24 protein-coding genes are annotated in these 23,916 nt (G+C 54.9%); 13 read left to right on the forward strand and 11 right to left on the reverse strand.

Annotated features, from left to right (window positions below; all coding sequences use genetic code 11):
- Positions 1 to 3: 3 nt before the first annotated feature.
- From OC597_RS22205 to glmS, 3 genes are all read left to right on the forward strand, one after another.
- The gene (locus OC597_RS22205) at positions 4 to 423 is read left to right on the forward strand and encodes a F0F1 ATP synthase subunit epsilon (protein ID WP_261260048.1); all 420 of its coding nucleotides are present in this window, start codon (positions 4 to 6) and stop codon (positions 421 to 423) included.
- 296 nt (positions 424 to 719) lie between these two features.
- Complete coding sequence (glmU, locus tag OC597_RS22210; protein WP_262210512.1) at positions 720 to 2,090, forward strand: bifunctional UDP-N-acetylglucosamine diphosphorylase/glucosamine-1-phosphate N-acetyltransferase GlmU; 1,371 nt, start codon at positions 720 to 722, stop codon at positions 2,088 to 2,090.
- A gap of 154 nt (positions 2,091 to 2,244) precedes the next feature.
- Complete coding sequence (gene glmS / locus OC597_RS22215) at positions 2,245 to 4,074, forward strand: glutamine--fructose-6-phosphate transaminase (isomerizing) (RefSeq protein ID WP_112349478.1); 1,830 nt, start codon at positions 2,245 to 2,247, stop codon at positions 4,072 to 4,074.
- Between the two features lie 66 nt (positions 4,075 to 4,140).
- Here glmS and OC597_RS22220 read toward each other — a convergent pair whose 3' ends face one another.
- The gene (locus OC597_RS22220; protein WP_262210513.1) at positions 4,141 to 4,455 is read right to left on the reverse strand and encodes a hypothetical protein; all 315 of its coding nucleotides are present in this window, start codon (positions 4,453 to 4,455) and stop codon (positions 4,141 to 4,143) included.
- Between the two features lie 217 nt (positions 4,456 to 4,672).
- Between OC597_RS22220 and pstS the strand changes: the two genes are divergently transcribed.
- From pstS to OC597_RS22260, 8 genes are all read left to right on the forward strand, one after another.
- A complete protein-coding gene (pstS, locus tag OC597_RS22225; RefSeq protein WP_153858585.1) occupies positions 4,673 to 5,713 on the forward strand; it encodes a phosphate ABC transporter substrate-binding protein PstS in 1,041 nt (346 codons plus the stop codon).
- Positions 5,714 to 5,805: 92 nt separating this feature from the next.
- The gene (gene pstC, locus OC597_RS22230; RefSeq protein WP_261260039.1) at positions 5,806 to 6,762 is read left to right on the forward strand and encodes a phosphate ABC transporter permease PstC; all 957 of its coding nucleotides are present in this window, start codon (positions 5,806 to 5,808) and stop codon (positions 6,760 to 6,762) included.
- Position 6,763: 1 nt separating this feature from the next.
- Positions 6,764 to 7,654, forward strand: coding sequence for a phosphate ABC transporter permease PstA (pstA, locus tag OC597_RS22235; RefSeq protein WP_261260037.1), 891 nt, complete (start codon positions 6,764 to 6,766; stop codon positions 7,652 to 7,654).
- A gap of 54 nt (positions 7,655 to 7,708) precedes the next feature.
- Positions 7,709 to 8,479 (forward strand): phosphate ABC transporter ATP-binding protein PstB, encoded by a 771-nt coding sequence (pstB, locus tag OC597_RS22240; RefSeq protein WP_369804765.1) that lies wholly within the window; start codon positions 7,709 to 7,711, stop codon positions 8,477 to 8,479.
- Positions 8,480 to 8,490: 11 nt separating this feature from the next.
- A complete protein-coding gene (phoU, locus tag OC597_RS22245; protein WP_085120124.1) occupies positions 8,491 to 9,225 on the forward strand; it encodes a phosphate signaling complex protein PhoU in 735 nt (244 codons plus the stop codon).
- Between the two features lie 168 nt (positions 9,226 to 9,393).
- Positions 9,394 to 10,233 (forward strand): ABC transporter substrate-binding protein, encoded by an 840-nt coding sequence (locus OC597_RS22250; protein WP_099064419.1) that lies wholly within the window; start codon positions 9,394 to 9,396, stop codon positions 10,231 to 10,233.
- A 78-nt stretch (positions 10,234 to 10,311) separates the two neighbouring features.
- On the forward strand, positions 10,312 to 11,037 hold the full coding sequence (locus tag OC597_RS22255; RefSeq protein WP_261260033.1) for an amino acid ABC transporter permease: 726 nt from the start codon (positions 10,312 to 10,314) through the stop codon (positions 11,035 to 11,037).
- Position 11,038: 1 nt separating this feature from the next.
- On the forward strand, positions 11,039 to 11,779 hold the full coding sequence (locus tag OC597_RS22260; protein ID WP_261260031.1) for an amino acid ABC transporter permease: 741 nt from the start codon (positions 11,039 to 11,041) through the stop codon (positions 11,777 to 11,779).
- Here OC597_RS22260 and yieH read toward each other — a convergent pair.
- Complete coding sequence (gene yieH, locus OC597_RS22265; protein ID WP_261260030.1) at positions 11,772 to 12,437, reverse strand: 6-phosphogluconate phosphatase; 666 nt, start codon at positions 12,435 to 12,437, stop codon at positions 11,772 to 11,774. The genes OC597_RS22260 and yieH overlap by 8 nt on opposite strands.
- 224 nt (positions 12,438 to 12,661) lie before the next feature.
- Here yieH and OC597_RS22270 point away from each other — a divergent pair, with 224 nt between their 5' ends.
- Positions 12,662 to 13,999 (forward strand): NCS2 family permease, encoded by a 1,338-nt coding sequence (locus OC597_RS22270; protein WP_085120129.1) that lies wholly within the window; start codon positions 12,662 to 12,664, stop codon positions 13,997 to 13,999.
- 168 nt (positions 14,000 to 14,167) lie between these two features.
- Here OC597_RS22270 and OC597_RS22275 read toward each other — a convergent pair whose 3' ends face one another.
- From OC597_RS22275 to rpmH, 9 genes are all read right to left on the reverse strand, one after another.
- Positions 14,168 to 15,220: an alpha/beta hydrolase gene (locus OC597_RS22275; RefSeq protein WP_262210518.1), complete on the reverse strand. Its 1,053-nt coding sequence runs from the start codon at positions 15,218 to 15,220 to the stop codon at positions 14,168 to 14,170.
- 94 nt (positions 15,221 to 15,314) lie between these two features.
- Positions 15,315 to 15,881 carry an NADPH-dependent FMN reductase gene (locus tag OC597_RS22280; RefSeq protein WP_261260027.1) on the reverse strand — a complete coding sequence of 189 codons (567 nt, stop codon included), beginning with the start codon at positions 15,879 to 15,881 and terminating at the stop codon, positions 15,315 to 15,317.
- Positions 15,882 to 16,055: 174 nt separating this feature from the next.
- Positions 16,056 to 16,781 carry a 4'-phosphopantetheinyl transferase family protein gene (locus OC597_RS22285; RefSeq protein WP_261260025.1) on the reverse strand — a complete coding sequence of 242 codons (726 nt, stop codon included), beginning with the start codon at positions 16,779 to 16,781 and terminating at the stop codon, positions 16,056 to 16,058.
- Between the two features lie 252 nt (positions 16,782 to 17,033).
- Positions 17,034 to 17,834 (reverse strand): MBL fold metallo-hydrolase, encoded by an 801-nt coding sequence (locus OC597_RS22290; RefSeq protein ID WP_261260024.1) that lies wholly within the window; start codon positions 17,832 to 17,834, stop codon positions 17,034 to 17,036.
- 158 nt (positions 17,835 to 17,992) lie between these two features.
- Entirely contained in the window at positions 17,993 to 19,357 is a 1,365-nt protein-coding gene (gene mnmE / locus OC597_RS22295; protein ID WP_219015039.1) for a tRNA uridine-5-carboxymethylaminomethyl(34) synthesis GTPase MnmE, read from the reverse strand.
- Positions 19,358 to 19,458: 101 nt separating this feature from the next.
- A complete protein-coding gene (yidC, locus tag OC597_RS22300) occupies positions 19,459 to 21,096 on the reverse strand; it encodes a membrane protein insertase YidC (protein WP_085120151.1) in 1,638 nt (545 codons plus the stop codon).
- A 2-nt stretch (positions 21,097 to 21,098) separates the two neighbouring features.
- Entirely contained in the window at positions 21,099 to 21,356 is a 258-nt protein-coding gene (yidD, locus tag OC597_RS22305; RefSeq protein ID WP_012004505.1) for a membrane protein insertion efficiency factor YidD, read from the reverse strand.
- Positions 21,320 to 21,679, reverse strand: a complete 360-nt coding sequence (gene rnpA / locus OC597_RS22310) for a ribonuclease P protein component (protein WP_025123954.1) — start codon at positions 21,677 to 21,679, stop codon at positions 21,320 to 21,322. Before rnpA ends, yidD begins: the two co-directional genes overlap by 37 nt.
- An 18-nt stretch (positions 21,680 to 21,697) precedes the next feature.
- Entirely contained in the window at positions 21,698 to 21,838 is a 141-nt protein-coding gene (gene rpmH / locus OC597_RS22315; RefSeq protein WP_003849659.1) for a 50S ribosomal protein L34, read from the reverse strand.
- 682 nt (positions 21,839 to 22,520) lie between these two features.
- On the opposite strand from rpmH, the gene dnaA reads away from it, so the two are divergent.
- Entirely contained in the window at positions 22,521 to 23,912 is a 1,392-nt protein-coding gene (dnaA, locus tag OC597_RS22320; protein WP_012004506.1) for a chromosomal replication initiator protein DnaA, read from the forward strand.
- Positions 23,913 to 23,916: the final 4 nt, after the last annotated feature.

Raw genomic sequence — 23,916 nt, forward strand, 5'->3', positions numbered from 1 at the left:
GATATGGCTATGACTTACCATCTGGATGTAGTCAGCGCGGAAAAGCACATGTTTTCCGGCCTGGTGCAAAAGATCCAGGTGACAGGTAGCGAAGGCGAACTGGGGATTTTCCCTGGCCATGCGCCGCTGCTGACTGCCATCAAGCCTGGCATGGTGCGTATTGTTAAACAACACGGTGAAGAAGAGTTCATCTACCTGTCCGGCGGTATCCTTGAGGTACAACCGAGCGTGGTCACCGTGCTGGCTGACACTGCTATCCGTGGAACGGACCTCGACGAAGCGAGAGCGCTGGAAGCTAAGCGTAAAGCTGAAGAGCATATCAGCGGCTCTCATGGCGATGTCGACTATGCTCAGGCATCTGCAGAACTGGCGAAAGCGATCGCAAAACTGCGCGTTATCGAGCTCACCAGAAGATCGATGTAATATTTTGGCGCGTGCATAACGCAACCAAAATTAAGAAAGCGGCCTATTGGGTCGCTTTTTTTTTGCTTTAAAATAAGCCTTTCAGCCCGGCGGGCATTGTGATGTATAACCTTCAATTGGGGCTGGAAACGTCTCCGATCGCCGACAGTTCTGCCCACCTTCGGGTTGCATGAGAGCAAGCTGCTGCGTGCCTAGTGCCCCAAGGCCTGCGTCGGGTTCGTGAAGAGAAATATGTAGTAATATCGTCACTAAAGGGTTCTACTTTCGTCTATCAAAATGGAGTTATCAGGTTGCTTATGTCGAACAGCGCAATGAGTGTGGTGATCCTCGCCGCGGGCAAGGGAACACGCATGTATTCCGATCTTCCCAAGGTATTACATCCGTTGGCCGGCAAGCCAATGGTGCAGCACGTCATTGATGCCGCGATGAAACTGGGCGCGAAAAACGTCCATCTGGTGTATGGCCATGGCGGCGATCTGCTGAAAAATACCCTGACCGACGACGCGCTGAACTGGGTGCTGCAAGCCGAGCAATTGGGTACCGGTCACGCCATGCAGCAGGCGGCACCGCATTTTGCCGATGATGAAGACGTGCTGATGCTGTACGGCGACGTCCCGCTGATTTCTGTCGATACTTTGCAGCGTCTGATGGCCGCGAAGCCACAGGGCGGCATTGGCCTGCTGACGGTGAAGCTGGCTGACCCGAGTGGTTACGGTCGTATCGTGCGTGAGAACGACCAAGTGGTGGGGATTGTTGAGCACAAAGATGCCAGCGAAGCCCAGCGCCAGATTAATGAAATCAACACCGGTATCCTGGTGGCCAATGGGCGCGATCTGAAGCGCTGGTTGGGAATGCTGAATAACGACAATGCGCAGGGTGAGTTTTACATCACCGATATCATTGCGTTGGCCCACGCCGACGGCAAGAAAATTGAAGCTGTGCACCCGTCACGCTTGAGCGAAGTAGAAGGCGTGAATAACCGCCTGCAACTGTCGCGGCTTGAGCGCATCTATCAGGCAGAACAGTCTGAAAAATTGCTGTTAGCCGGCGTAATGCTGCTGGATCCGGCGCGTTTTGACCTGCGCGGGGAACTTGTCCACGGTCGTGACATCTCTATTGATGCCAACGTGATTATTGAAGGCACGGTCAAGCTGGGGGACCGAGTGAAAATCGGTGCCGGCTGCGTGCTGAAAAACTGTGTGATCGGTGATGACTGCGAAATCAGTCCGTACAGCGTGCTGGAAGATGCCGTGCTGGCAGCGGAATGCACCGTGGGTCCTTTTGCCCGCTTGCGTCCAGGGGCTGAACTGGCAGTGGGTGCCCATGTGGGCAACTTCGTCGAAATGAAAAAGGCGCGTTTGGGCAAAGGGTCCAAAGCGGGTCATCTAAGCTACCTGGGCGATGCCGAGATTGGCGACGATGTGAATATCGGTGCCGGTACCATCACCTGTAATTATGATGGCGCCAACAAGCATAAAACCATTATCGGCGATGGCGTGTTTGTCGGTTCCGACACTCAGCTGGTGGCCCCAGTGTCCGTCGGCAAAGGCTCCACCATCGCCGCCGGTACTACGGTGACCCGTGATATCGGTGAAGACGAACTGGTGCTGAGCCGCGTCAAGCAGGTGCATATTCAGGGCTGGCAGCGTCCGGTCAAGAAAAAGTAACTAGTGTGTTTTGCGTTGGGCTCTGCTTACGAGCCCAATACAAAACATAATAATCCCCATTCTCTACAGGCTCGGGGACGCACGGTAAAAACCGGCAAAATCAGGTCAAGACATCGAAAGCGCCCCGAAAGGCGTTTAATTAGGAATACAACTGATGTGTGGAATTGTAGGCGCAGTAGCGCAACGTGATATTGCAGAGATTCTGTTGGAAGGGCTACGCCGCCTTGAATACCGTGGCTACGACTCAGCCGGTTTGGCGGTGGTGGATGCCGAAGGTAACGTCAGCCGTTTACGCCGCGTGGGCAAAGTTAACAAACTGGCCGAAGCCGCTGAACAACATGAATTGCATGGGGGTACCGGCATTGCGCACACCCGCTGGGCAACGCACGGTGAACCTACCGAAGCTAACGCGCACCCGCATGTTTCTGATTACATTACGGTGGTGCATAACGGCATCATCGAAAACCACGAACCACTGCGTGAACTGCTGATCGAGCGCGGTTATCACTTCAGCTCTGAAACCGACACCGAGGTGATTGCTCACCTGGTGCATTGGGAACAGCGCCAGGGCGGTACCTTGCTGGAGGTGGTTCAACGTGTGATCCCTCAGTTGCGTGGCGCATACGGCACCGTGGTGATGGACAGCCGTGATCCCAGCGTGCTGGTGGCTGCGCGCTCCGGCAGCCCGCTGGTTATCGGCCGTGGCGTGGGTGAAAACTTTCTGGCTTCCGATCAACTGGCGCTGTTGCCGGTAACCCGTCGCTTTATCTTCCTGGAAGAAGGTGACGTGGTGGAGATGACTCGCCGCACCGTCAACATTTTCGATAAGCAGGGCAACGCCGTTGAGCGTCCTGAAATTGAATCCCAGGTGCAGTACGACGCCGGAGACAAAGGTGCCTACCGCCACTACATGCAAAAAGAGATCTACGAACAGCCGCTGGCGCTGAAGAACACCCTGGAAGGGCGTTTCAGCCAGGGAAAAATCAACCTGAGCGAGCTGGGCCCGCGTGCCGACGAACTGTTGGCGAAGGTGCAGCACGTGCAAATCATTGCCTGTGGGACCTCTTACCACTCCGGCATGGTTGCCCGCTATTGGTTCGAATCGCTGGCCGGCGTGCCTTGCGACGTAGAGATCGCGTCAGAATTCCGCTATCGCAAATCTGCCGTACGTCCGGGCAGCCTGATCATTACCTTGTCGCAATCCGGTGAAACCGCCGATACCCTGGCGGCACTGCGTCTGTCCAAGGAGCTGGGTTATCTCGGTTCGTTGGCGGTGTGTAACGTGGCCGGTTCTTCACTGGTGCGTGAGTCCGATCTGGCGCTGATGACCAAGGCCGGCACCGAAATCGGTGTGGCTTCCACCAAAGCTTTTACCACCCAGCTTGCGGTGCTGTTGATGCTGGTGGCGCGTTTGGGTCGTCTGAAAGGTATGGCGGAAAGCGTTGAGCATGAAATCGTGCACGGCCTGCAGGCGTTGCCGGCGCGTATCGAACAGATGCTGTCGCTGGACAAAAGCATTGAAGCGCTGGCGGAAGGCTTCTCCGACAAGCATCACGCACTGTTCCTCGGCCGTGGCGATCAGTACCCGATCGCGATGGAAGGGGCGCTGAAGCTGAAAGAGATTTCCTATATTCATGCCGAGGCCTATGCGGCCGGTGAGTTAAAGCACGGCCCGCTGGCGTTGATCGATGCCGATATGCCGGTGATCGTGGTGGCGCCTAACAACGAGCTGTTGGAAAAGCTGAAGTCCAACATTGAAGAAGTGCGCGCACGCGGTGGCCAGCTGTACGTGTTCGCCGATCAGGATGCCGGTTTTGTCAGCAGCGAAGGCATGACCATCATCCCGTTGCCGCACGTTGAAGAAATCGTGGCACCGATCTTCTACACCGTGCCGTTGCAGCTGTTGTCTTACCACGTGGCGCTGATCAAAGGCACCGACGTTGACCAGCCGCGCAACCTGGCGAAGTCTGTCACGGTAGAGTAACTCGCTGCGTTTTTGACTGATTAATCCGGCGTGCTGTGTAAGCAGCGCGCCGGATTTTTTTATCCGCTAACCTTTCACCTTACTGTTCAGTTCCTGCAGCGAACGTTTTAGTTCGTCGATCTGACGATCCTTATTCCTGTTTTCTTCTTGCAGCTGTTTTAGCTCCCTTTCATGATCTCGCAACTTATCTCTAAAGTTATCCAAATCATTCAGTGTATAGCGGGAGGTTCTGTAGTTATTATTATCGCCCAGAAATAGAATTTTCTCGAAAAGCGTGGCTTCGGGTCTGTTGCTATCGCGCACGAGTCCTTGCGCCGCCATCACGTTGCTAGATGCCAGCAGAGACAGGCTAACCGCTGACAAGATAAGTGTTTTTTTCATAGAAGTTCCTTTTGCGTGAGCAAGATATTATTGAATGTTTCAGATGAAATAATAGCCTAATCAAGATGTTAATTGCACCATTGGCGCACTGTAATATAACTGTCATATTTCGTACATTTTACTGTCACCAAACTGTCCTATTTTCCCTCCTGCAGCAATACTTACTCTGATGAAAACGACTTGAAGTCGATTTTTGAATATCCCATTAGGAGGGATTATGAAACTGATGCGTACCACCGTCGCCAGTATTGTGGCAGCGACTTTCTCCCTGACCGCCGTGTCCGCGTTCGCTGCTGCTAGCCTGACCGGTGCAGGTGCGACATTCCCCGCTCCGGTTTATGCCAAGTGGGCAGATTCTTATCAGAAAGAAACCGGCAACAAAGTTAACTATCAGGGCATCGGCTCTTCGGGTGGCGTGAAGCAAATCATCGCCAACACCGTTGACTTTGGGGCTTCTGATGCTCCTTTGACTGACGAAAAACTGGCTGCTGATGGCCTGTTCCAGTTCCCTACCGTGATCGGTGGTGTGGTACTGGCAGTTAACATCCCGGGCATCAAATCCGGCGAACTGACCTTGGACGGCAAAACCCTGGGCGACATCTACCTGGGTAACGTGAAGAAATGGAACGACCCGGCGATCACCAAGCTGAACCCAGGCGTTAAATTGCCGGATCAGAACATTGCCGTTGTGCGTCGTGCTGACGGTTCAGGCACCTCGTTCGTGTTCACCAGCTACCTGTCTAAAGCCAACGCACAGTGGAAAGAGAAAATCGGTGCGGGCTCTACCGTTAACTGGCCAACCGGTCTGGGCGGCAAGGGTAACGACGGCATCGCGGCCTTCGTACAGCGTCTGCCAGGTTCTATCGGCTACGTTGAATACGCTTACGCCAAGCAGAACAACCTGGCTTACACCAAGCTGATTTCTGCCGATGGCAAAGCGGTTAGCCCAACCGAAGAGAGCTTCAGCGCAGCGGCTAAAGGCGTGGACTGGAGCAAAACCTTCGCACAGGATCTGACTGACCAGAAAGGCGACAACGCCTGGCCAATCACCTCCACCACCTTCATCCTGGTGCACAAAGAGCAGAAAAACCCGGCTCAGGGCACCGAAGTGCTGAAGTTCTTTGACTGGGCGTATAAAACGGGAGCCAAGCAGGCTAATGACCTGGATTACGCCACTCTGCCGAACGAAGTGATCGAGCAGGTGCGTGCAGCATGGAAAACCAACGTAAAAGACAGTTCCGGTAAAGCGCTGTACTAACAACGCAGGGGCGCGTGATCCAACGCGCCCCACTCAGTTTTTCAGGGTCTGACCTATGTTGGGCCTGCCAGGGTTAAAACAGAGAGTGATCTATGGCTGAGTACAAGCCGACCATTAAAGCACCGAGTAAAAATGGTGACGTCATCTTCAGCGCGCTGGTTAAACTGGCAGCGCTGATTACCCTATTGTTGCTGGGCGGCATTATTGTTTCACTGATCTTTGCCTCCTGGCCGAGCATCCAGAAATTCGGTTTCTCCTTCCTGTGGACCAAAGAGTGGGACGCGCCTGCCGAACAGTTCGGTGCGCTGGTGCCCATCTACGGCACCGTGGTCACCTCGCTGATTGCACTGATTATTGCCGTCCCCGTCAGCTTTGGTATTGCGCTGTTCCTGACCGAGCTGGCGCCAAACTGGCTGCGACGTCCGCTGGGCATCGCCATTGAGCTGCTGGCGGCGATCCCGAGTATCGTTTACGGCATGTGGGGTCTGTTCGTGTTCGCCCCGCTGTTTGCCAAATATTTCCAGACTCCGGTTGGCGACGTGCTGTCCGGCATTCCGATTGTCGGTGAGCTGTTCTCTGGCCCGGCGTTCGGTATTGGTATTCTGGCTGCCGGGGTGATCCTGGCGATTATGATTATTCCTTACATCGCTGCCGTAATGCGTGATGTGTTCGAACAGACCCCGGTGATGATGAAAGAGTCGGCCTATGGCATCGGCTGCACCACCTGGGAAGTGATCTGGCGTATCGTGCTGCCGTTTACCAAGAATGGCGTGATCGGCGGTGTGATGCTGGGGCTGGGCCGTGCGCTGGGGGAAACCATGGCGGTGACCTTCATCATCGGTAACACCTACCAGCTCGACAGCGCCTCACTGTATATGCCGGGCAACAGTATCACCTCTGCGCTGGCCAACGAATTCGCCGAAGCGGAATCTGGGGTGCACACCGCAGCGTTGATGGAGCTGGGTCTGATTCTGTTTGTTATCACCTTTATCGTCCTGGCGCTGTCGAAGTTGATGGTCATGCGTCTGGCCAAGAAGGAGGGACGCTAACGTGGCCACTATGGAAATGCAAAACAACCTGGCGCTGTTGGAAAGCCGTCGCAAAATGCAGGCCTGGCGCCGTCAGAAAAACCGACTGGCGCTGTTCATGTCGATGGCCACCATGGTGTTTGGCTTGTTCTGGCTGGTGTGGATCCTGTTCTCCACGGTGACCAAAGGCATCGACGGCATGTCGCTGGCGTTGTTCACCGAAATGACCCCGCCACCGAACACTGCTGGCGGCGGCCTGGCTAACGCCATCGCCGGTAGCGGGTTATTGATCATGTGGGCGACGATATTCGGCACGCCGCTGGGCATCATGGCCGGCATTTACCTGGCGGAATACGGTCGTAAATCCTGGCTGGCGGAAATCATCCGTTTTATTAACGACATTCTGTTATCAGCACCGTCGATCGTCGTGGGCCTGTTCGTGTACACCATCGTGGTGGCGAAGATGCAGCACTTCTCCGGCTGGGCTGGGATCATTGCACTGGCGCTGTTGCAGGTGCCGATCGTGATCCGTACCACCGAAAACATGCTGAAACTGGTGCCGGATACGCTGCGTGAGGCGGCTTACGCGCTGGGTACGCCGAAATGGCGCATGATTTCCGCCATCACGTTGAAAGCCTCGGTTTCCGGCATTATCACCGGCGTGTTGCTGGCGATTGCACGTATCGCCGGGGAAACCGCACCGCTGCTGTTTACCTCGCTTTCGAATCAGTTCTGGAGCACCGATCTGATGCAGCCGATCGCCAACCTGCCGGTGACCATTTTCAAATTCGCCATGAGCCCGTTCGCCGAATGGCAAGAACTGGCCTGGGCAGGGGTGTTGTTGATTACCCTGTGCGTATTGATACTGAATATCTTGGCGCGTGTGGTTTTCGCCAAGCAAAAGCATTCATAAAATTTTGAGCGCGGCCCTGGCGGCGCTGATGAAAAGAGAGAAGTCTTGATGAGTATGGTTACTGACGCTTCCAGCAGCAAAATTCAGGTACGCGATCTGAACTTCTACTATGGCAAATTCCATGCGCTGAAAAACATCACGCTGGATATCGCCAAGAACAAGGTCACCGCGTTTATCGGTCCATCCGGCTGCGGCAAATCAACCCTGCTGCGCACCTTCAACAAGATGTATCAGCTATACCCCGAGCAGCGTGCCGAAGGTGGCATCCTGCTGGATGGGCAGAACATTCTGACCGACAACTCGGATATCGCCCTGCTGCGTGCCAAGGTTGGCATGGTGTTCCAGAAGCCGACGCCGTTCCCGATGTCGATTTACGACAATATCGCCTTCGGTGTGCGTCTGTTTGAAAAGCTGTCGCGTGCCGACATGGATGAGCGCGTGCAGTGGGCTCTGACCAAGGCAGCACTGTGGAACGAAACCAAGGACAAGCTGCATCAGAGTGGTTACAGCCTGTCCGGCGGCCAACAGCAGCGTCTGTGTATCGCCCGCGGCATCGCCATTCGTCCGGACGTATTATTGCTGGATGAACCCTGCTCGGCGTTGGATCCGATTTCTACCGGTAAAATTGAAGAGCTGATCAGCGAGCTGAAGTCTGACTACACCGTGGTGATCGTAACCCACAACATGCAGCAGGCGGCGCGTTGCTCGGACTCCACGGCATTTATGTATCTGGGCGAACTGATCGAGTTCAGTGATACTGATACCCTGTTCACCGCGCCACAGAAAAAACAGACCGAAGACTACATCACCGGCCGTTATGGTTGATAGGATGCATCATGGATAACCTGAATTTAAATAAACACATTTCCGGCCAGTTCAACGCAGAACTTGAGCACATCCGCACCCAGGTGTTGACCATGGGCGGGCTGGTGGAACAGCAACTGACTGATGCCATTACCGCGATGCACAACCAGGACGGTGAATTGGCCAAGCGGGTGATCGAGGGCGATGCCAAGGTCAACATGATGGAAGTGGCGATCGACGAAGCCTGCGTGCGGATCATTGCCAAACGTCAGCCGACCGCCAGCGACCTGCGCCTGGTGATGGCGATCATCAAAACCATCTCTGAACTGGAACGTATCGGTGATGTGGCAGACAAAATTTGTCGCACCGCGCTGGAGAAGTTCTCGCATCAGCACCAGCCACTGTTGGTGAGCCTGGAATCGCTGGGGCGTCATACCGTGCAGATGCTGCATGACGTGCTGGACGCTTTCGCGCGTATGGATTTGGATGAAGCGATTCGAATTTACCGCGAAGACAGAAAGGTCGACCAGGAATATGAAGGCATCGTACGTCAGTTGATGACCTACATGATGGAAGACACGCGCACTATTCCCAGCGTGCTGACCGCATTGTTCTGCGCCCGTTCGATCGAGCGTATCGGTGACCGTTGCCAGAACATTTGCGAATTTATCTTCTACTTCGTCAAAGGTCAGGACTTCCGTCATATTGGCGGCGATGCGCTGGAAAAGCTGCTGTCGTCCGACGGTAAAGACGAGAAAAAAGAGTAATTCTCCCCACGAGTTACCCTCCAAAGGCGCAGAAAACTGCGCCTTTATGCTGTTTAAAACCCCTAAAGATAAAAAGGTTATAAATATAGCTTTTAATATTATTTCCTGACCTAAGCGGGTCTTGCTAGCGTAGCAGCCAGCAGGACATCAACCCCTTAGGAGCAACTCATGAAACATCGCGTTTTGGCCTTAACTTTGTTAGCCAGCCTGACCAGCCTCGCCACCGGTGCCGCGCATGCGGACAAACTCGACGACATCAAGAAAGCCGGCGTAGTGCGTATCGCGGTGTTCGACAGCAATCCTCCGTTCGGTTATATCGATCCGCAAAGCAAAAAGCTGGTGGGCTATGACGTTGATGTGGCCGATGCGATCGGCAAAGCGCTGGGGGTGAAGGTGGAGCTGCGAGCCACCAATCCTGCCAACCGTATTCCTTTGCTGGTATCGAAAAAGGTCGATTTGATCGCTGCCAACTTTACCATTACCGACGAGCGCGCCAAGGAAGTTAACTTCAGCGTGCCGTACTTCGCCACCGGTCAGAAATTTATCGCCCATAAAGGCGTATTGAAAACCCCGGAAGATATCAAAAAACTGCGCATCGGCGCGGACAAGGGCACAGTGCAGGAAATTACCCTGCGTGAACATTACCCGACGGCCAAAGTGATCTCCTACGACGACACTCCGCTGGCGTTCGTGGCGCTGCGTAACGGCAACGTTCAGGCGATCACCCAGGATGATGCCAAACTGGTAGGCCTGCTGGGCAACCTGCCGGCGGCGCAGAAGGCTGATTTCGAGATCTCGCCGTTCAGCATTACCAAAGAGTACCAGGGAGTCGGTATTCCCAAAGGCGAAGATCGCCTGACCGCCAGCGTGAACGACACGCTGATCAAACTGGAAAAAGACGGCGAAGCGGTGAAGATCTACGATCGCTGGTTTGGCCCGGAAACCAAAACCGCTCAGCCACGCGGCAATTTTACCATCGCACCCCTGGATCAACAGCCGAAAGCCTGATCCGCGGGGCTGTGAGGTGTGAACGGAGGGGCGCAGCTTGCTGCGCCCCTGGCGCATTCTGCAAGACAAGGATTTAGCATGCATCTGCAACAACTCTCAGACTGGCTGCTGGCGCCGCAGTATCTGAGCTGGCTATGGCAGGGTTTCCTGCTGACGCTGTGGCTTTCCGGCTGTGCGAGTCTGGCCGCCACGCTGTTGGGGTTTTTATTGACTGCAATGCGTGACAGTCGCCTGTGGGGGCTGCGCTGGCTGGCGGTGGGTTACAGTTCGTTGTTTCGCAATACGCCGTTGCTGGTGCAGCTGTTCTTCTGGTATTTCGCCGCCGGGCAGATCCTGCCTTCTGCCGCCATGCAGTGGCTGAACACTTCACATCAAATCGGTCCGCTTGAGTGGCCGTCGTTTGAGTTTCTCGCCGGTTTCTTCGGGCTGACGTTGTACTCCAGTGCGTTTATCGCTGAAGAGATCCGCTCAGGCATCCGCGGCGTCGCCGGCGGGCAAAAATATGCGGCCAACGCGCTGGGATTAACCGGCTGGCAGGCCATGCGTTATGTGGTGCTGCCGCAGGCGCTAAAAATCGCCATGCCACCGCTGCTGGGCCAGTATATGAACGTGATAAAAAACTCCTCGCTGACCATGGCGATCGGCGTTGCCGAGTTGTCTTATGCTTCGCGGCAGGTGGAAACCGAGACGCTGCGCACCTTCCAGGCATTTGGTGTGGCGACGGTGCTGTACATTGCCATCATTGCGCTGTTGGAAGGCTGGGGCATGTGGCGACAGCAGCGTAAACCGCTGAGAGGGCATTAAGATGGATTTCAGCGTCATTTACGACAACCTGGGCTATCTGCTGTGGGGCACCTGGCCGGACGGACCGCTGGGGGGCGCAGCGCTGACGTTGGCGATCAGCCTGATGGCCGGTGTGGCTTCGGCCATTCTCGGCACGCTGTTAGGCGTGGCACTGGCGATGTCGCGCGGCGTCGCTGCCGGATTACTGGCCATGCTGCTGGGGTTTTTCCGCGCCATTCCGGTGATCATGCTGATTTTCTGGACCTATTTTCTGCTGCCGATCGTTTTTGGCGTGGATATTCCGGAAATTACTACCGTAGTTTGCGCATTGGCGTTGATCGCCTCGGCCTATCTGGCCCATGCGGTGAAGGCGGGAATTGCCGCCATCGGCCCGGGCCAGTGGCAAGCGGGTTTATCACTGGGGTTAACCCGCTGGCAGACTCTGCGGATGATTGTGCTGCCCCAGGCGCTGCGCATGATGGTGCCTTCGTTTATTAACCAGTGGATTTCGTTGATCAAGGATACTTCGCTGGCCTATATCGTCGGTGTCGGTGAGCTGACCTTTCTGGCAACCCAGGTCAATAACCGCAGCATGGTGTACCCGATGGAGGTGTTCCTGTTTATCGCCCTGGTGTACTTCGTCTTCTGTCTGACGCTGGATCTGCTGGCCAATGCGGTCAATCGCCGCTTTAGCCCGCAGACCCGGGCGTTGAAACGCTCATGGCGCTGGTGGCGTAACAAACCGCCGTTGCCGGCTAGTTAGTCAACTGCCAGCCGCGTTCACGCCACAATGCAGGTAATTGCGCCAGGCTGTCGAATGCGGTGACCAGCGGATGATCGATCGGTTTATTGTGTGGATCGGCACAGAAGTAAAATACCGGGATACCCGCAGCGATCCCGGCCTGCGCCCCGGCGGCGGAGTCGTCCACCAGGATGCAACGCTCCACCGGCACCTGCATTTTTTCGGCGGCGTGAAACACGATCGCCGGGTCCGGTTTCCAGCGCTGGATATCATAGCCGCTGAACAACCGGTCATCAAAATAGTGCAGCATGTCGGTCAGGCCGAGCGAGTGCTGCATTTTGCTGACCGGGCCGTTAGATACGGTACACATAGGGACTGATACTTGCGCCAGCAGCTCACGCGCACCGGCAATCTGCTGCAATTCGCTGTCGAAGAGCCGGGCCACTTCCAGGCGGTATAAAGGCTCCAGTTCTTCCTTCGGCAAGGCGACTCCGTGCTCCGCATTAACCTGTTCGATAATCTCGTACAGCTTCACCCCTTTGTACTTTCTGAACACCTCGTCCAGCGAAAGGTGAATGCCATAGTGGGCAAACATGTGCACGTAGGCTTTGCTGCACAGCACTTCGCTGTCCACCAGCGTGCCGTCGCAATCAAACAAAATACAGTCAATCTGCTTCATCAGGGGCCGTGTCCTTAGGTTATGCGGTGATAATGCCACTTTAACCGCATCAGGCAGGATTGCGACCCCTGAATCGCGGATTGCCGATCAATCTCAGTAAATACAATCTGTTGGGGTTTTTAGCCGTAAAGACGGCGAAAAAAAGCTGTGAGCGGCGTCAAAACCCTGACTTTTTGTTATAGGATAGCCAGCGACTCTCCATTCCCTTCTTCGGAATTCTGATAATGAGCAAACAAGTCACTGGCCTTGACGTTGAGCAAGGCTTGCTTGGGCGTGTGTTTAAACTCAAGCAACATGGCACCACGGCGCGTACGGAAACGATTGCCGGTATTACTACCTTTTTGACCATGGTGTATATCGTGTTCGTTAACCCGCAAATTTTGGGCGCGGCGGGCATGGATACGCAGGCGGTGTTTGTCACCACCTGTCTGATTGCCGCTTTTGGCAGTATTTTTATGGGCCTGCTGGCGAACCTGCCGGTGGCACTGGCGCCGGCTATGGGCCTCAATGCGTTCTTCGCCTTTGTGGTGGTGGGCGCGATGGGGATTTCATGGCAGATAGGCATGGGGGCCATCTTCTGGGGCGCGGTCGGTTTATTGCTGTTGACCATTTTCCGTGTCCGTTACTGGATGATTGCCAATATCCCCATGAGTTTACGGGTGGGGATCACCAGCGGTATCGGCCTGTTTATCGGCATGATGGGGCTGAAAAATGCCGGCATTGTGGTGGCTAACCCGGATACGCTGGTGACCATCGGTAGCCTGACCTCGCACAATGTGCTGCTGGGCGCGCTGGGCTTCTTTATTATTGCCGTGCTGTCCTCCCGTAACTTCCATGCTGCGGTGCTGGTTTCTATCGTGGTGACCACCCTGATCGGCTGGGCATTGGGCGATGTGAAATACGGCGGCGTGTTCTCCATGCCACCCAACATTACCTCGGTAGTGGGACAGGTTGATCTGGCGGGGGCGCTGAACATTGGTCTGGCGGGGGTGATTTTCTCCTTTATGCTGGTGAACCTGTTCGACTCCTCCGGCACCCTGATTGGCGTGACCGACAAGGCCGGTCTGACCGATGCAACGGGCAAGTTCCCGCGCATGAAGCAGGCGCTGTACGTGGACAGCATCAGTTCGGTGGCCGGCTCCTTTGTCGGTACCTCCTCCGTGACGGCTTACATTGAAAGTTCTGCCGGGGTTTCCGTCGGCGGCCGTACCGGTCTGACCGCGGTGGTGACCGGGATCCTGTTCCTGTTGGTGATTTTCCTGTCGCCGCTGGCGGGCATGGTGCCGGCTTACGCCGCTGCCGGTGCGTTGATCTACGTGGGCGTGCTGATGACATCCAGCCTGGCGCGGGTGAAGTGGGATGACCTGACCGAAGCGGTACCGGCGTTTGTGACGGCGGTGATGATGCCGTTCAGCTTCTCGATTACCGAAGGTATCGCACTCGGCTTTATTTCTTACTGCGTCATGAAGTTGGGTACCGGCCGCTGGCGTGAAATCAGCCCATGCGTGGTGGTTGTCGCACTGCTGTTTGTGCTGAAGATTGTCTTTGTAGACGGTCATTAATGCGAACAGGGCCGACAAACGTCGGCCCTGGGTTTGCTTTTAGCCTTAGATACTCGGGCCTAGCGCACCGAGGGGCGCTCCGGCAGCTGAAGCTGCTACGACCCCTTCGGCACGCTCTCCCTAATAATCAACTTTCTCATAGCCTGCAAGCCAATGCGCATAGTCACATTAGGCTCCCGGTGTTGCGTCGGGCGCCTGATGCAGCATCCACTGCAACGGCCGTTTGAAACGCGCCTGCCAGCCGCCATCGGGGTTCTCACCCTGGGCAAAATGCAAAGCCTCTACCTGATTATTCTCACTGAACAGATTGGCGAAGTGCATTGCCAACGCCTGATCGCTGAAATTTTGCCGATCGTAGTACGCCACCACCAGCCGCTTATGGGTTGCCAGCGACTGCTGTGCCTGTTTGATCTCGCCATTGGGGGCGATCAGCATTGCACCGGCATAAAGTTGCGGGTACTTGGCCAGCAGATTGGCAGCATGCAGTGCTCCCTGCCCGCGAGCGGTAAGGTAGACCTGTTGAGGATTGAGCTTTAATTCTGTGGTTAACGGCTGCAAAGCCCGCTGAATCGCGCTCTGAGTGCTTTCATCACTGTAATTTGACCAACGGAAACAGTTTTCCGACAGCATCTGGGTGCCGTTGATCTCAACATAGGCGACGCCGATCTCACTGAAAAACAGACGCTCTTCGGGCGTGATACCGGCGCTTTTACCATAGGTGTGCAGATACACCACCGTTGGCCAGCCTCCGGGTGGGGGTGTGCCGTCCGGTATGGCGTAGCTGGCTTTGCCTTCGAACCAATGCGCATGTTGCAGATAGCGCGCTTTGGTGATCGCCAGAATCGACTGATAGGTACTGCTGTGTTGGATGTTGTTGAAGGCGTCGTCCTCCAACAGATTGTAGTAATACCACAACCCGCGATCGGCGCTCAGCTGCAGATAACGCTCTGCCAACTCGGTCTGGCCCTTTTCTGCTGAGGAGGCCGCCAACTGGTAAGGTGCCCATACGTTACGGCCATCTTCACGCATCAGCGTCAGATACAACGACATGGCGGCGATCTTTTTATCTTCCTGGCTCTGCGCGGTGCGGGGTAACTGGGTGCTAAGCGGGCTATGTACCGGCAGCTCGATCGGCTCTTCTCCGGCGGGATAACGCATTTCTGTGGCTAATAGTGGTCTGGTGATGAAAGCCAGTAATATGGCTAAAATAAAAAAATACATAATTTAATAACTTTATTTTTAATGGGTTAGCGGTTTTTTTCTCATGATAATGACGCCATCAGCCAATTCCTGCCGAAGGCGTCAAAAAAGACATTTATTTCAGACGGCGGATATAATCGCTGAAAGCGGACAGCTGGCCAGTCAGGAAGTCCAGCGTACCCTGGTCATTCAATTCTTCCGTCTGCGCGTCCACTTTGTTCTGGATCACGCCGCCCATAAATTCCGGTTTGTTCATCACCATTGCGTCGAGGAACACCAGGATCTGGCGCAGATGATACTGGCAGCGCGCGCCACCAATTGGCCCCATTGAGCTGGTCTGAATAGCCACGGGCTTACCGGCCAAGGGCTGATTCGGCAGACGGGAAAGCCAGTCAATGGCGTTCTTCAATCCGCCCGGCACCGAATAGTTATATTCCGGGGTTACGATGATCACGCCGTCAGCCTGGCGGATTTGTTCGGCAATGGCTTCTACCGTGGCGGGGAAACCTTCTCCTTGCTGCATATCGGCATCGTACAGCGGGATATCACGGATAGAGGGGAGTGCTTCGATGGTGACGCCTTGTGGGGCAAGGCCGGGTAAGGCACGGGCTACCATCGCGTTGTAAGAGCCTTTACGCAAACTGCCGAGCAGGGTGACGATTTTTAATGCTTGGTCTGACATGGTGATTCTCCCTTTCGAATGAACAGATTCAGCTTAGAACACCCAAAGATAGTAGGGCAAGAAGGGCAGTGAGAATAGATGATTGCTGAATATTTAGCTGACTTTGCAGTTTTATGCAGAAATTTATCCGTTAAAGAAAGTTTTATCTTACGGACTCGTCATTAATCGTCGATGTCAGCGGTGGAGTGCCAGACTGGTCAATTTCACAAAGCGGGTGGAGATGGCCGGGATCCGCGGGGAGATTTCGCCGTGCTTCTGCAGGCCTTTATCCGCTTCGTATTGCCAACAGATTAAGCGCTCAAGGCTGGGTTCACGCGCGCAAGCCCAACTCAGGTATTCATCGGCATCGCTCATCACATGGACCTGGGGAGTGATACTGGAGCGCAGATGGCCGGAAAAAGGGTGCAGTAGCAGCGTCGATTGTCCGCTGTTACCCAGGCCGGAAAGTTTCAGCACGCTCTGGCGGATACTCCACAGCTGGGTTTCTGCCTCCAGTCGATCGTATTGCGCACTGATCCAGGCGCTTTCGGCCGGCGTTTGGTATTGGTGCTGCCGCTCTTTATGTTGCCCGCCGCGGGCGCGCATGACTTCAATATCCAGCCCTACCTTGCCTTCCTGGCTGAGCAAAACCCCCACCGTATCGCTGGCATAGGCCAGGCTGAAATCGGGCAGGTGATTGTCAACGAAACAGGGGCGGCCGGTGGGGGTGGTGGCGATAGAGGGCAATATCGGCAGCCCATAAAGATAAAACATCATCTCAGCGAGCAGGATGCGCCCCTGCAGGAAGCGCTGGCGACGTTTAACGGAAAAAGCAGCGGTCGCAGCAATCACGTCTGCGGAGAGTCTCCGGGTATCCAGTGCGGTGGATGTGGGGATCCATCGGGCAAAATGACACGCCATTATTCACTCCATCACAGAGGGGTCGCTGAAAACTCAGGGGGATTAGATTAAGCATAAGTCGTGGATTTATCATTAAAAAACAGTATGCGTTTTATCCTATTTATTACTTTTAGCAATGATTTTGCCGGTGAGGTCGCAGGGAGTGAGGGATAGCAGGGGGCGGAAACAGGTGGCCGATGACAGATACCGGGAGTGGCGGTGCTTGACCGATCACCAAAGAGAATCTCTCGCTCCAGTACTGCCAATGGGGCTTTAGCCCAGCACAAAAGTTTGTCCGGTTGCCGGCGCTACCCCCTCAGGTAACCACAACTGACCCCATGCACCGGTACAATGGCATCCCATGATTTTGTCTGGCTTTTGCTGATTCAGAAAATGCCGGACCTGCCATATCAGGCGTGGTGACGCGCAGCGCAGGTGGAAACCGCCGATCAATGCATGGATCTTATTGACCCCGGTGATCTTTTGGCAGTGGCGCACGATATTAATGATCCCACGATGCCCACAGCCGGTAATAATCACCAGCCCGCGATCGGACTTATAAATCAGCACGCCCTCGTCGATAACGTAATCCACCGCCTCAGTTTTGCCACCGATCACGCCATAGGCTTTCGGCTCGGCAACGGCGATTTCCCCGGACCACATAAAGCGTTCGCTGATATGCAGTGGCTCATGGCTGTATTCCATGCAATGACGTGAGTAATCGATATCCAGCGATAGTTTTTTGATTTTCCGGGCTTTACCCAGCAGTTTCACTGCCGAATAGCGTTCGTTGGCAATTTGCGGATGGCAGATGATACGGCTGTTGTCGGGTAACCAGGGGACGCCACCGCAGTGGTCATAATGGCCATGCGACAGCACCGTCGCGGTTAACCCGGACAGATCGACGCCCATCAGCTCTGCGTTATGCAGAAAACTGTCATCAGGGCCGGTATCGAACAAAACCGAGTCCGTTTCATCCTGTATCAACAGGCTTAGTCCGGCTTTCACCCGCAGCGATGGGTCCACGCCAGCAGCGAGTCGATTTTCCAGTAACACCCTGAGGGTTAATGCCATGCTTGCTCTTTCCTGAGAGGGGATCCCTTGTCGCTCAGTATATCGCGTTGGCCCTGAAGGATGCTGTGACCGGCCGCTCAGGCATCAATTACCGAGAGCAGGTAAAAAATTTACCCGCTCTGGCGGAGAAAACCGGCTATCGGCGGTATTTGATGGGCTTACTTGCCAATGCAGAAGCTGGAGAAGATGCGCCCCAGCAGGTCATCGGAGGTGAATTCTCCGGTGATTTCACTCAGTGCTTGCTGCGCCAGACGTAATTCCTCGGCTAACAGCTCCCCCGCGTAAGCGCTCACTAACTGTTCTTTACCCTCGACCAGATGCTGGGCCGCTTGTTCCAGCGCCTGCAGGTGGCGACGGCGGGCCAGGAAGCCGCCCTCCATATTACTGGTGAAGCCCATGCTCTGCTTCAGGTGGTCGCGCAGCAGATCAATACCTTCGCCGGTACGCGCCGACAGGCGAATAAGTGAGTGGCCATTTACTTCGGTCATACCCAGCGTTTCACCAGTGATGTCGGCTTTATTACGTACCACGGTGATCGGCAGGCGGTGCGGCAGACGAGCCATAAATTCTGGCCAAATCTCCGCCGGCTCGGTGGCCGCGGTGGTGGTGCCATCGACCATAAACAGCACGCGGTCGGCTTGTTCGATCTCGTTCCACGCACGTTCGATGCCGATGCGCTCCACTTCGTCGATAGCTTCACGCAGGCCGGCGGTGTCGATGATGTGCAACGGCATGCCGTCGATGTGAATATGTTCGCGCAGAACGTCACGGGTGGTACCGGCAATATCGGTAACAATCGCGGCCTCACGGCCGGCTAATGCGTTCAGCAGGCTGGATTTACCGGCGTTTGGCCGCCCGGCGATCACCACCTTCATTCCTTCACGCAGCAGGCTGCCCTGGCGCGCTTCGGCGCGTACGTTGTCCAGATCGGCCATAACGCCGTTGAGCTGTGCTTCGATTTTACCGTCAGACAGGAAGTCGATTTCTTCGTCTGGGAAGTCGATGGCCGCTTCCACGTAGATCCGCAGGTGAGTAAGTGCTTCCACAAGTTGGTGGATGCGGGTGGAAAATGCCCCCTGCAGCGAGTTCATGGCTGAGCGGGCTGCCTGCTCGGAACTGGCGTCGATCAGGTCGGCAATCGCCTCGGCCTGTGCCAGATCCAGCTTGTCATTGAGGAATGCACGTTCGGAAAACTCGCCGGGCCGCGCGATACGCATGCCGGGAAGCGCCAGTACGCGTTTGAGCAGCAGATCCAGGATCACCGGGCCGCCGTGGCCTTGCAGTTCCAGCACGTCTTCGCCGGTAAACGAATTGGGCCCCGGGAACCACAGCGCAATGCCCTGATCGAGGGTCGCACCCTCGGCATCGCGGAATGGCAGATAATCGGCGTAACGCGGCTTCGGTAGCTTACCGAGCAGGGCCTGGGCCACGTCTTTGGCGCCACGGCCGGAAATACGCAGAATGCCGACGCCGCCGCGTCCCGGCGGAGTGGCTTGGGCTACGATGGTATCGGTGGTGCTCATAGTGACTCTCTCTGACAATTCAATATGCAAAAAGGCGGTCTTAATGACCGCCTCTTATCTATCGCTGCAAGGGTTCAGCGCGCCGAACCCCTACAATACGCTTAGGTCTTTTTCTTGTCGCGGCTGTGTAAGCCACGTTTTTCCAGGCCGCGATAAATCAACTGCTGCTGGATGATGGTCACCAGGTTACTGACGATGTAGTACAGCACCAGACCGGACGGGAACCACAGGAAGAACACTGTGAAGATCACCGGCATGAAGGTCATGATTTTCTGCTGCATCGGGTCAGTCACGGTGGTTGGCGACATCTTCTGGATGAAGAACATCGTCACGCCCATCAGGATTGGCAAGATGTAGTACGGGTCTTGCGCCGACAGGTCATGGATCCACAGGGCGAACGGCGCATGGCGCAGCTCAACCGAGCCCATCAACATGTAGTACAGCGCCAGGAAGATTGGCATCTGGATAACCAGCGGCAGACAACCCCCCAACGGATTCACTTTCTCAGACTTGTACAGCGCCATCATTTCTTGGCTCATGCGCTGTTTGTCATCACCGATACGTTCACGCATCGCCTGCAGTTTTGGCTGCAGCATGCGCATTTTCGCCATCGAGGTGTACTGCGCTTTGGTCAGCGGGTACATGATGCCGCGCACGATGAAGGTGATGATGATAATTGAGAAGCCCCAGTTACCGATAAAGCCGTGGATGAACTTCAGCAGTTTGAACAGCGGCTGGGAGATGAACCACAACCAACCGTAATCCACGGTCAGGTCCAGATGCGGCGCCAGTTGGGCCATCTGATCCTGTAGCTCCGGGCCAACCCACAGGGTCGCGTTCAGTTGCTGCTGCGCACCAGGCTGCACCACTACCGGAGTAGATTTGAAGCCGATGGTGGACAGGTTGTCGCCAGGCTTGGCGGTATAGAAGGTATTGCTACCCTGAGTTGCCGGTACCCATGCGGTGGCGAAGTATTGTTGCAGCATCGCAACCCAACCGCCCTGCGTGGTCACACTCAGGTTCTCGTCCTTATCGAACGCATACTTCTGATATTTGTCATCGCTGGAAGAGTACGCCGCGCCACGGAAGGTGTGCAGGGCGAAGTTGTTGCTGCCGGTGTCACGGTGCTTAGGCAGCTCGGTGGTCTGCTTCAGTTGGCCGAACAGGGTCAGTTCCAGCGGAGTGGTGCTTTTGTTGTCGACGTTGTAATCAACGCCAACCGCGTAATGGTTACGCTTGAGCACGAAAGTCTTGGTGTAGATGGCACCGTCTTTACCGGTAAAGGTCAGCGGAATGCGCAGCTCTTCCTGGCCTTCCGGCAGGGTGTAGCTGTCCTGCGCCGCCTGGAACAGAGGACGTTCGCCGTTTGCCGGGTTATCCGGACCGTTTCTGCCGGTCAGGCCGCTTTGCGCCTGATAAACAAATGACGGTGTGGTTTCCAGCAATTGGAATGGCGTCGATGAACCCAGAGTGTCCGGGTAGGCCAACAGTTTAGCCTGCTCGATATCACCACCACGGGTGTTGATGGTCAGCGACAGCACGTCAGTGTTAACGGTAATCAGTTTACCCTGGCCACTGGCTGGAACTGCTGAGCTTGCGGCATCACCGGTAGCAGTGTTCGAAGTCTGTTGCGTGGTCTGCGCGACTGGTTGCGGAGCATTGTCCGTTTGCCAGGCTTGCCAGATCATGAAAGACACGAACAGCAGAGCGATGAGGAGAAGATTGCGTTGCGAATCCATCGTTAGTGTTCTCTGTTATCGTCGGGTTTCGGCGGCACGGGATCATCGCCACCTGGGTTCAAGGGGTGGCATTTTAATACGCGTTTCAATGCTAACCAACTGCCTTTTATCATGCCAAACCTGCTTAATGCCTCAATTGCGTAATGAGAGCATGTCGGCTGGAAGCGACAACGAGGCCCAAGCAGCGGACTGATGACGAGCTGGTAAGCCCGCACCAGCCCGATCAGGATGCGGGAGCCTGGCGACAGTGGCGACGCCATAATTTTTCCAAAGCTTCCGTCAGTGCACGGTTATCCAAATCCGCTATCCCTTTTTTGGCTACCACGACAAAATCCATCGCCGGTAACTCGTGCTGAAGTAAACGGAAGCTTTCGCGGGTTAGGCGTTTGATCCGGTTGCGTTCATGCGCGCGTTTGACGTGTTTTTTGGCGACGGTAAGACCGATGCGGGGATGCCCCAGCTGGTTCAGGCGGCCGAGGATGGTGATTTGCGGCGTGCCAGCCCGTTGTGGCTGCTGGAAGACGAAAGTGAAGTGAGTGGGAGTTAACAAACGTAACTCCCTGGGAAAAGCGAGCTTAACCACTCAGCGGGTTAGCTTTTATTACTTAGAAACAGTCAGACGAGAACGGCCTTTCGCACGACGGCGGGCCAGAACTTGACGACCATTCTTGGTTGCCATACGAGCACGGAAACCGTGGCTACGGTTACGCTTCAATACGGACGGTTGGAAAGTGCGTTTCATGGCGATTTCTACCTAAACTTAAAATAATTACTGATCAGTAAACGCGTTTGGCTATTCGGCGTGAAGACGACCGACGCCTCAATCGCAATATATAAAGAGGCGGGATTGTAATAATTGTACAGTCCTGAGTCAATTCACATTGCGCTAGCCTACCTGGTTGTCTGCCAATTCGGAGTAAAATCCGGTATTGGCCCGTGGTCACCGCAGAATCCTGTCTGGTTAATGACACACCATTTAGGAACCAGGTACACACGTAGGGCGAAGATTATACGGACTCGGAGGTAAATCGCAAGGATCCCGATGCGATCCTTAGGGGGAAAAGCAAGGATCTTGCGTGGATAACAGGGTATAACCGGTTGACAATGTAAAAAATCCCTTTCCTCACGCGGGATTTTGCCTGCAATTTAACGAGACTGGCGAAAAGATCGCCGCAGGCCGGGGCCTGTGGATAAAATGGATCTAATCTGTGATGAAGGGGAGGATCTCTTGCGCGGATTGCGCTATGATCCGTCATTCCGATCGCGATCTCTCAAGCGGGGATCGTGAGGGACATAAACCGTGAAAGGCGGTTCGCATCCCCCACAGGCAAACAGCCGATGCCGGGTATGTGTCAAAAATCATGAGTTATAAAAAATTAGCCTGATTCTTTTCTTTTATTGATCTTGTTCGAGTGGAGTCCGCCGTGTCACTTTCGCTTTGGCAGCAGTGTCTTGCCCGATTGCAGGATGAGTTACCTGCCACAGAATTTAGTATGTGGATACGCCCATTGCAGGCGGAACTGAGTGACAATACCCTGGCGCTTTATGCGCCCAATCGTTTTGTGCTGGATTGGGTTCGCGATAAATACTTAAACAATATCAATGGCCTGTTGAATGATTTCTGCGGTACGGATGCCCCATTACTGCGTTTTGAAGTGGGTAGCAAACCGCTCTCCCAAATCATCAGCCAGACCGTTACTGCCAGCGTTAGCGCACCCAGCGCGCCAATAGTACGCGTCGCGGCACCTTCGCGCCCAAGCTGGGACAACGCGGCACCGCAGCCTGAACTTTCTTACCGCTCCAACGTTAACCCAAAGCATACCTTTGATAACTTTGTAGAGGGTAAATCCAACCAATTGGCGCGCGCGGCGGCCCGCCAGGTGGCGGATAACCCGGGCGGAGCCTATAACCCGTTGTTCCTTTATGGCGGCACCGGTTTGGGTAAAACTCACCTGTTACACGCGGTGGGCAACGGCATCATGGCACGCAAGGCCAACGCCAAAGTGGTCTATATGCACTCGGAACGCTTTGTGCAGGACATGGTCAAAGCCTTGCAGAACAATGCCATTGAAGAATTTAAGCGTTACTACCGTTCGGTCGATGCGCTGCTGATCGATGACATACAATTTTTTGCCAATAAAGAGCGTTCGCAGGAAGAGTTCTTCCATACCTTTAACGCCCTGTTGGAAGGCAATCAGCAGATTATTCTGACCTCCGACCGTTATCCCAAAGAAATAAACGGGGTGGAAGATCGCCTGAAATCCCGCTTCGGTTGGGGGCTGACGGTAGCGATCGAACCGCCGGAGCTGGAAACGCGCGTAGCGATCCTGATGAAAAAGGCCGACGAGAACAATATCCGTCTGCCGGGCGAAGTGGCGTTCTTTATCGCCAAGCGCCTGCGTTCCAACGTGCGTGAGCTCGAAGGGGCGCTGAACCGCGTGATCGCCAACGCAAACTTTACCGGCCGTGCCATTACCATTGATTTCGTGCGTGAAGCGCTGCGCGATCTGCTGGCGCTGCAGGAAAAGCTGGTCACCATCGATAATATTCAAAAGACGGTGGCGGAATACTATAAAATTAAAATCGCTGATTTGTTGTCCAAGCGGCGTTCGCGTTCCGTTGCTCGTCCGCGCCAAATGGCGATGGCGCTGGCAAAAGAACTCACCAACCACAGCCTGCCTGAAATCGGCGATGCGTTTGGTGGCCGCGACCATACCACGGTGTTGCACGCCTGCCGGAAGATCGAGCAGTTACGTGAAGAAAGTCACGACATCAAAGAAGATTTCTCCAATTTAATCAGAACATTATCTTCCTAGCGCT

Origin of the sequence: Serratia proteamaculans (assembly GCF_946227095.1) — a bacterium.
GTDB lineage: Bacteria > Pseudomonadota > Gammaproteobacteria > Enterobacterales > Enterobacteriaceae > Serratia > Serratia proteamaculans_E.

What these genes read in the sequence shown, in the direction of transcription:
- mnmE (WP_219015039.1), bottom strand. Translation starts at nt 19,357, where the DNA reads ATGAGCACCACCGATACCATCGTAGCCCAAGCCACTCCGCCGGGACGC.
- OC597_RS22260 (WP_261260031.1), top strand. Translation starts at nt 11,039, where the DNA reads ATGGATTTCAGCGTCATTTACGACAACCTGGGCTATCTGCTGTGGGGC.
- OC597_RS22280 (WP_261260027.1), bottom strand. Translation starts at nt 15,881, where the DNA reads ATGTCAGACCAAGCATTAAAAATCGTCACCCTGCTCGGCAGTTTGCGT.
- pstB (WP_369804765.1), top strand. Translation starts at nt 7,709, where the DNA reads ATGGTTACTGACGCTTCCAGCAGCAAAATTCAGGTACGCGATCTGAAC.
- OC597_RS22270 (WP_085120129.1), top strand. Translation starts at nt 12,662, where the DNA reads ATGAGCAAACAAGTCACTGGCCTTGACGTTGAGCAAGGCTTGCTTGGG.
- glmS (WP_112349478.1), top strand. Translation starts at nt 2,245, where the DNA reads ATGTGTGGAATTGTAGGCGCAGTAGCGCAACGTGATATTGCAGAGATT.
- glmU (WP_262210512.1), top strand. Translation starts at nt 720, where the DNA reads ATGTCGAACAGCGCAATGAGTGTGGTGATCCTCGCCGCGGGCAAGGGA.
- OC597_RS22255 (WP_261260033.1), top strand. Translation starts at nt 10,312, where the DNA reads ATGCATCTGCAACAACTCTCAGACTGGCTGCTGGCGCCGCAGTATCTG.
- OC597_RS22275 (WP_262210518.1), bottom strand. Translation starts at nt 15,220, where the DNA reads ATGTATTTTTTTATTTTAGCCATATTACTGGCTTTCATCACCAGACCA.
- OC597_RS22250 (WP_099064419.1), top strand. Translation starts at nt 9,394, where the DNA reads ATGAAACATCGCGTTTTGGCCTTAACTTTGTTAGCCAGCCTGACCAGC.
- rpmH (WP_003849659.1), bottom strand. Translation starts at nt 21,838, where the DNA reads ATGAAACGCACTTTCCAACCGTCCGTATTGAAGCGTAACCGTAGCCAC.
- yidC (WP_085120151.1), bottom strand. Translation starts at nt 21,096, where the DNA reads ATGGATTCGCAACGCAATCTTCTCCTCATCGCTCTGCTGTTCGTGTCT.
- pstS (WP_153858585.1), top strand. Translation starts at nt 4,673, where the DNA reads ATGAAACTGATGCGTACCACCGTCGCCAGTATTGTGGCAGCGACTTTC.
- yieH (WP_261260030.1), bottom strand. Translation starts at nt 12,437, where the DNA reads ATGAAGCAGATTGACTGTATTTTGTTTGATTGCGACGGCACGCTGGTG.
- yidD (WP_012004505.1), bottom strand. Translation starts at nt 21,356, where the DNA reads ATGGCGTCGCCACTGTCGCCAGGCTCCCGCATCCTGATCGGGCTGGTG.
- OC597_RS22290 (WP_261260024.1), bottom strand. Translation starts at nt 17,834, where the DNA reads ATGGCATTAACCCTCAGGGTGTTACTGGAAAATCGACTCGCTGCTGGC.
- OC597_RS22205 (WP_261260048.1), top strand. Translation starts at nt 4, where the DNA reads ATGGCTATGACTTACCATCTGGATGTAGTCAGCGCGGAAAAGCACATG.
- OC597_RS22285 (WP_261260025.1), bottom strand. Translation starts at nt 16,781, where the DNA reads ATGGCGTGTCATTTTGCCCGATGGATCCCCACATCCACCGCACTGGAT.
- pstC (WP_261260039.1), top strand. Translation starts at nt 5,806, where the DNA reads ATGGCTGAGTACAAGCCGACCATTAAAGCACCGAGTAAAAATGGTGAC.
- phoU (WP_085120124.1), top strand. Translation starts at nt 8,491, where the DNA reads ATGGATAACCTGAATTTAAATAAACACATTTCCGGCCAGTTCAACGCA.
- OC597_RS22220 (WP_262210513.1), bottom strand. Translation starts at nt 4,455, where the DNA reads ATGAAAAAAACACTTATCTTGTCAGCGGTTAGCCTGTCTCTGCTGGCA.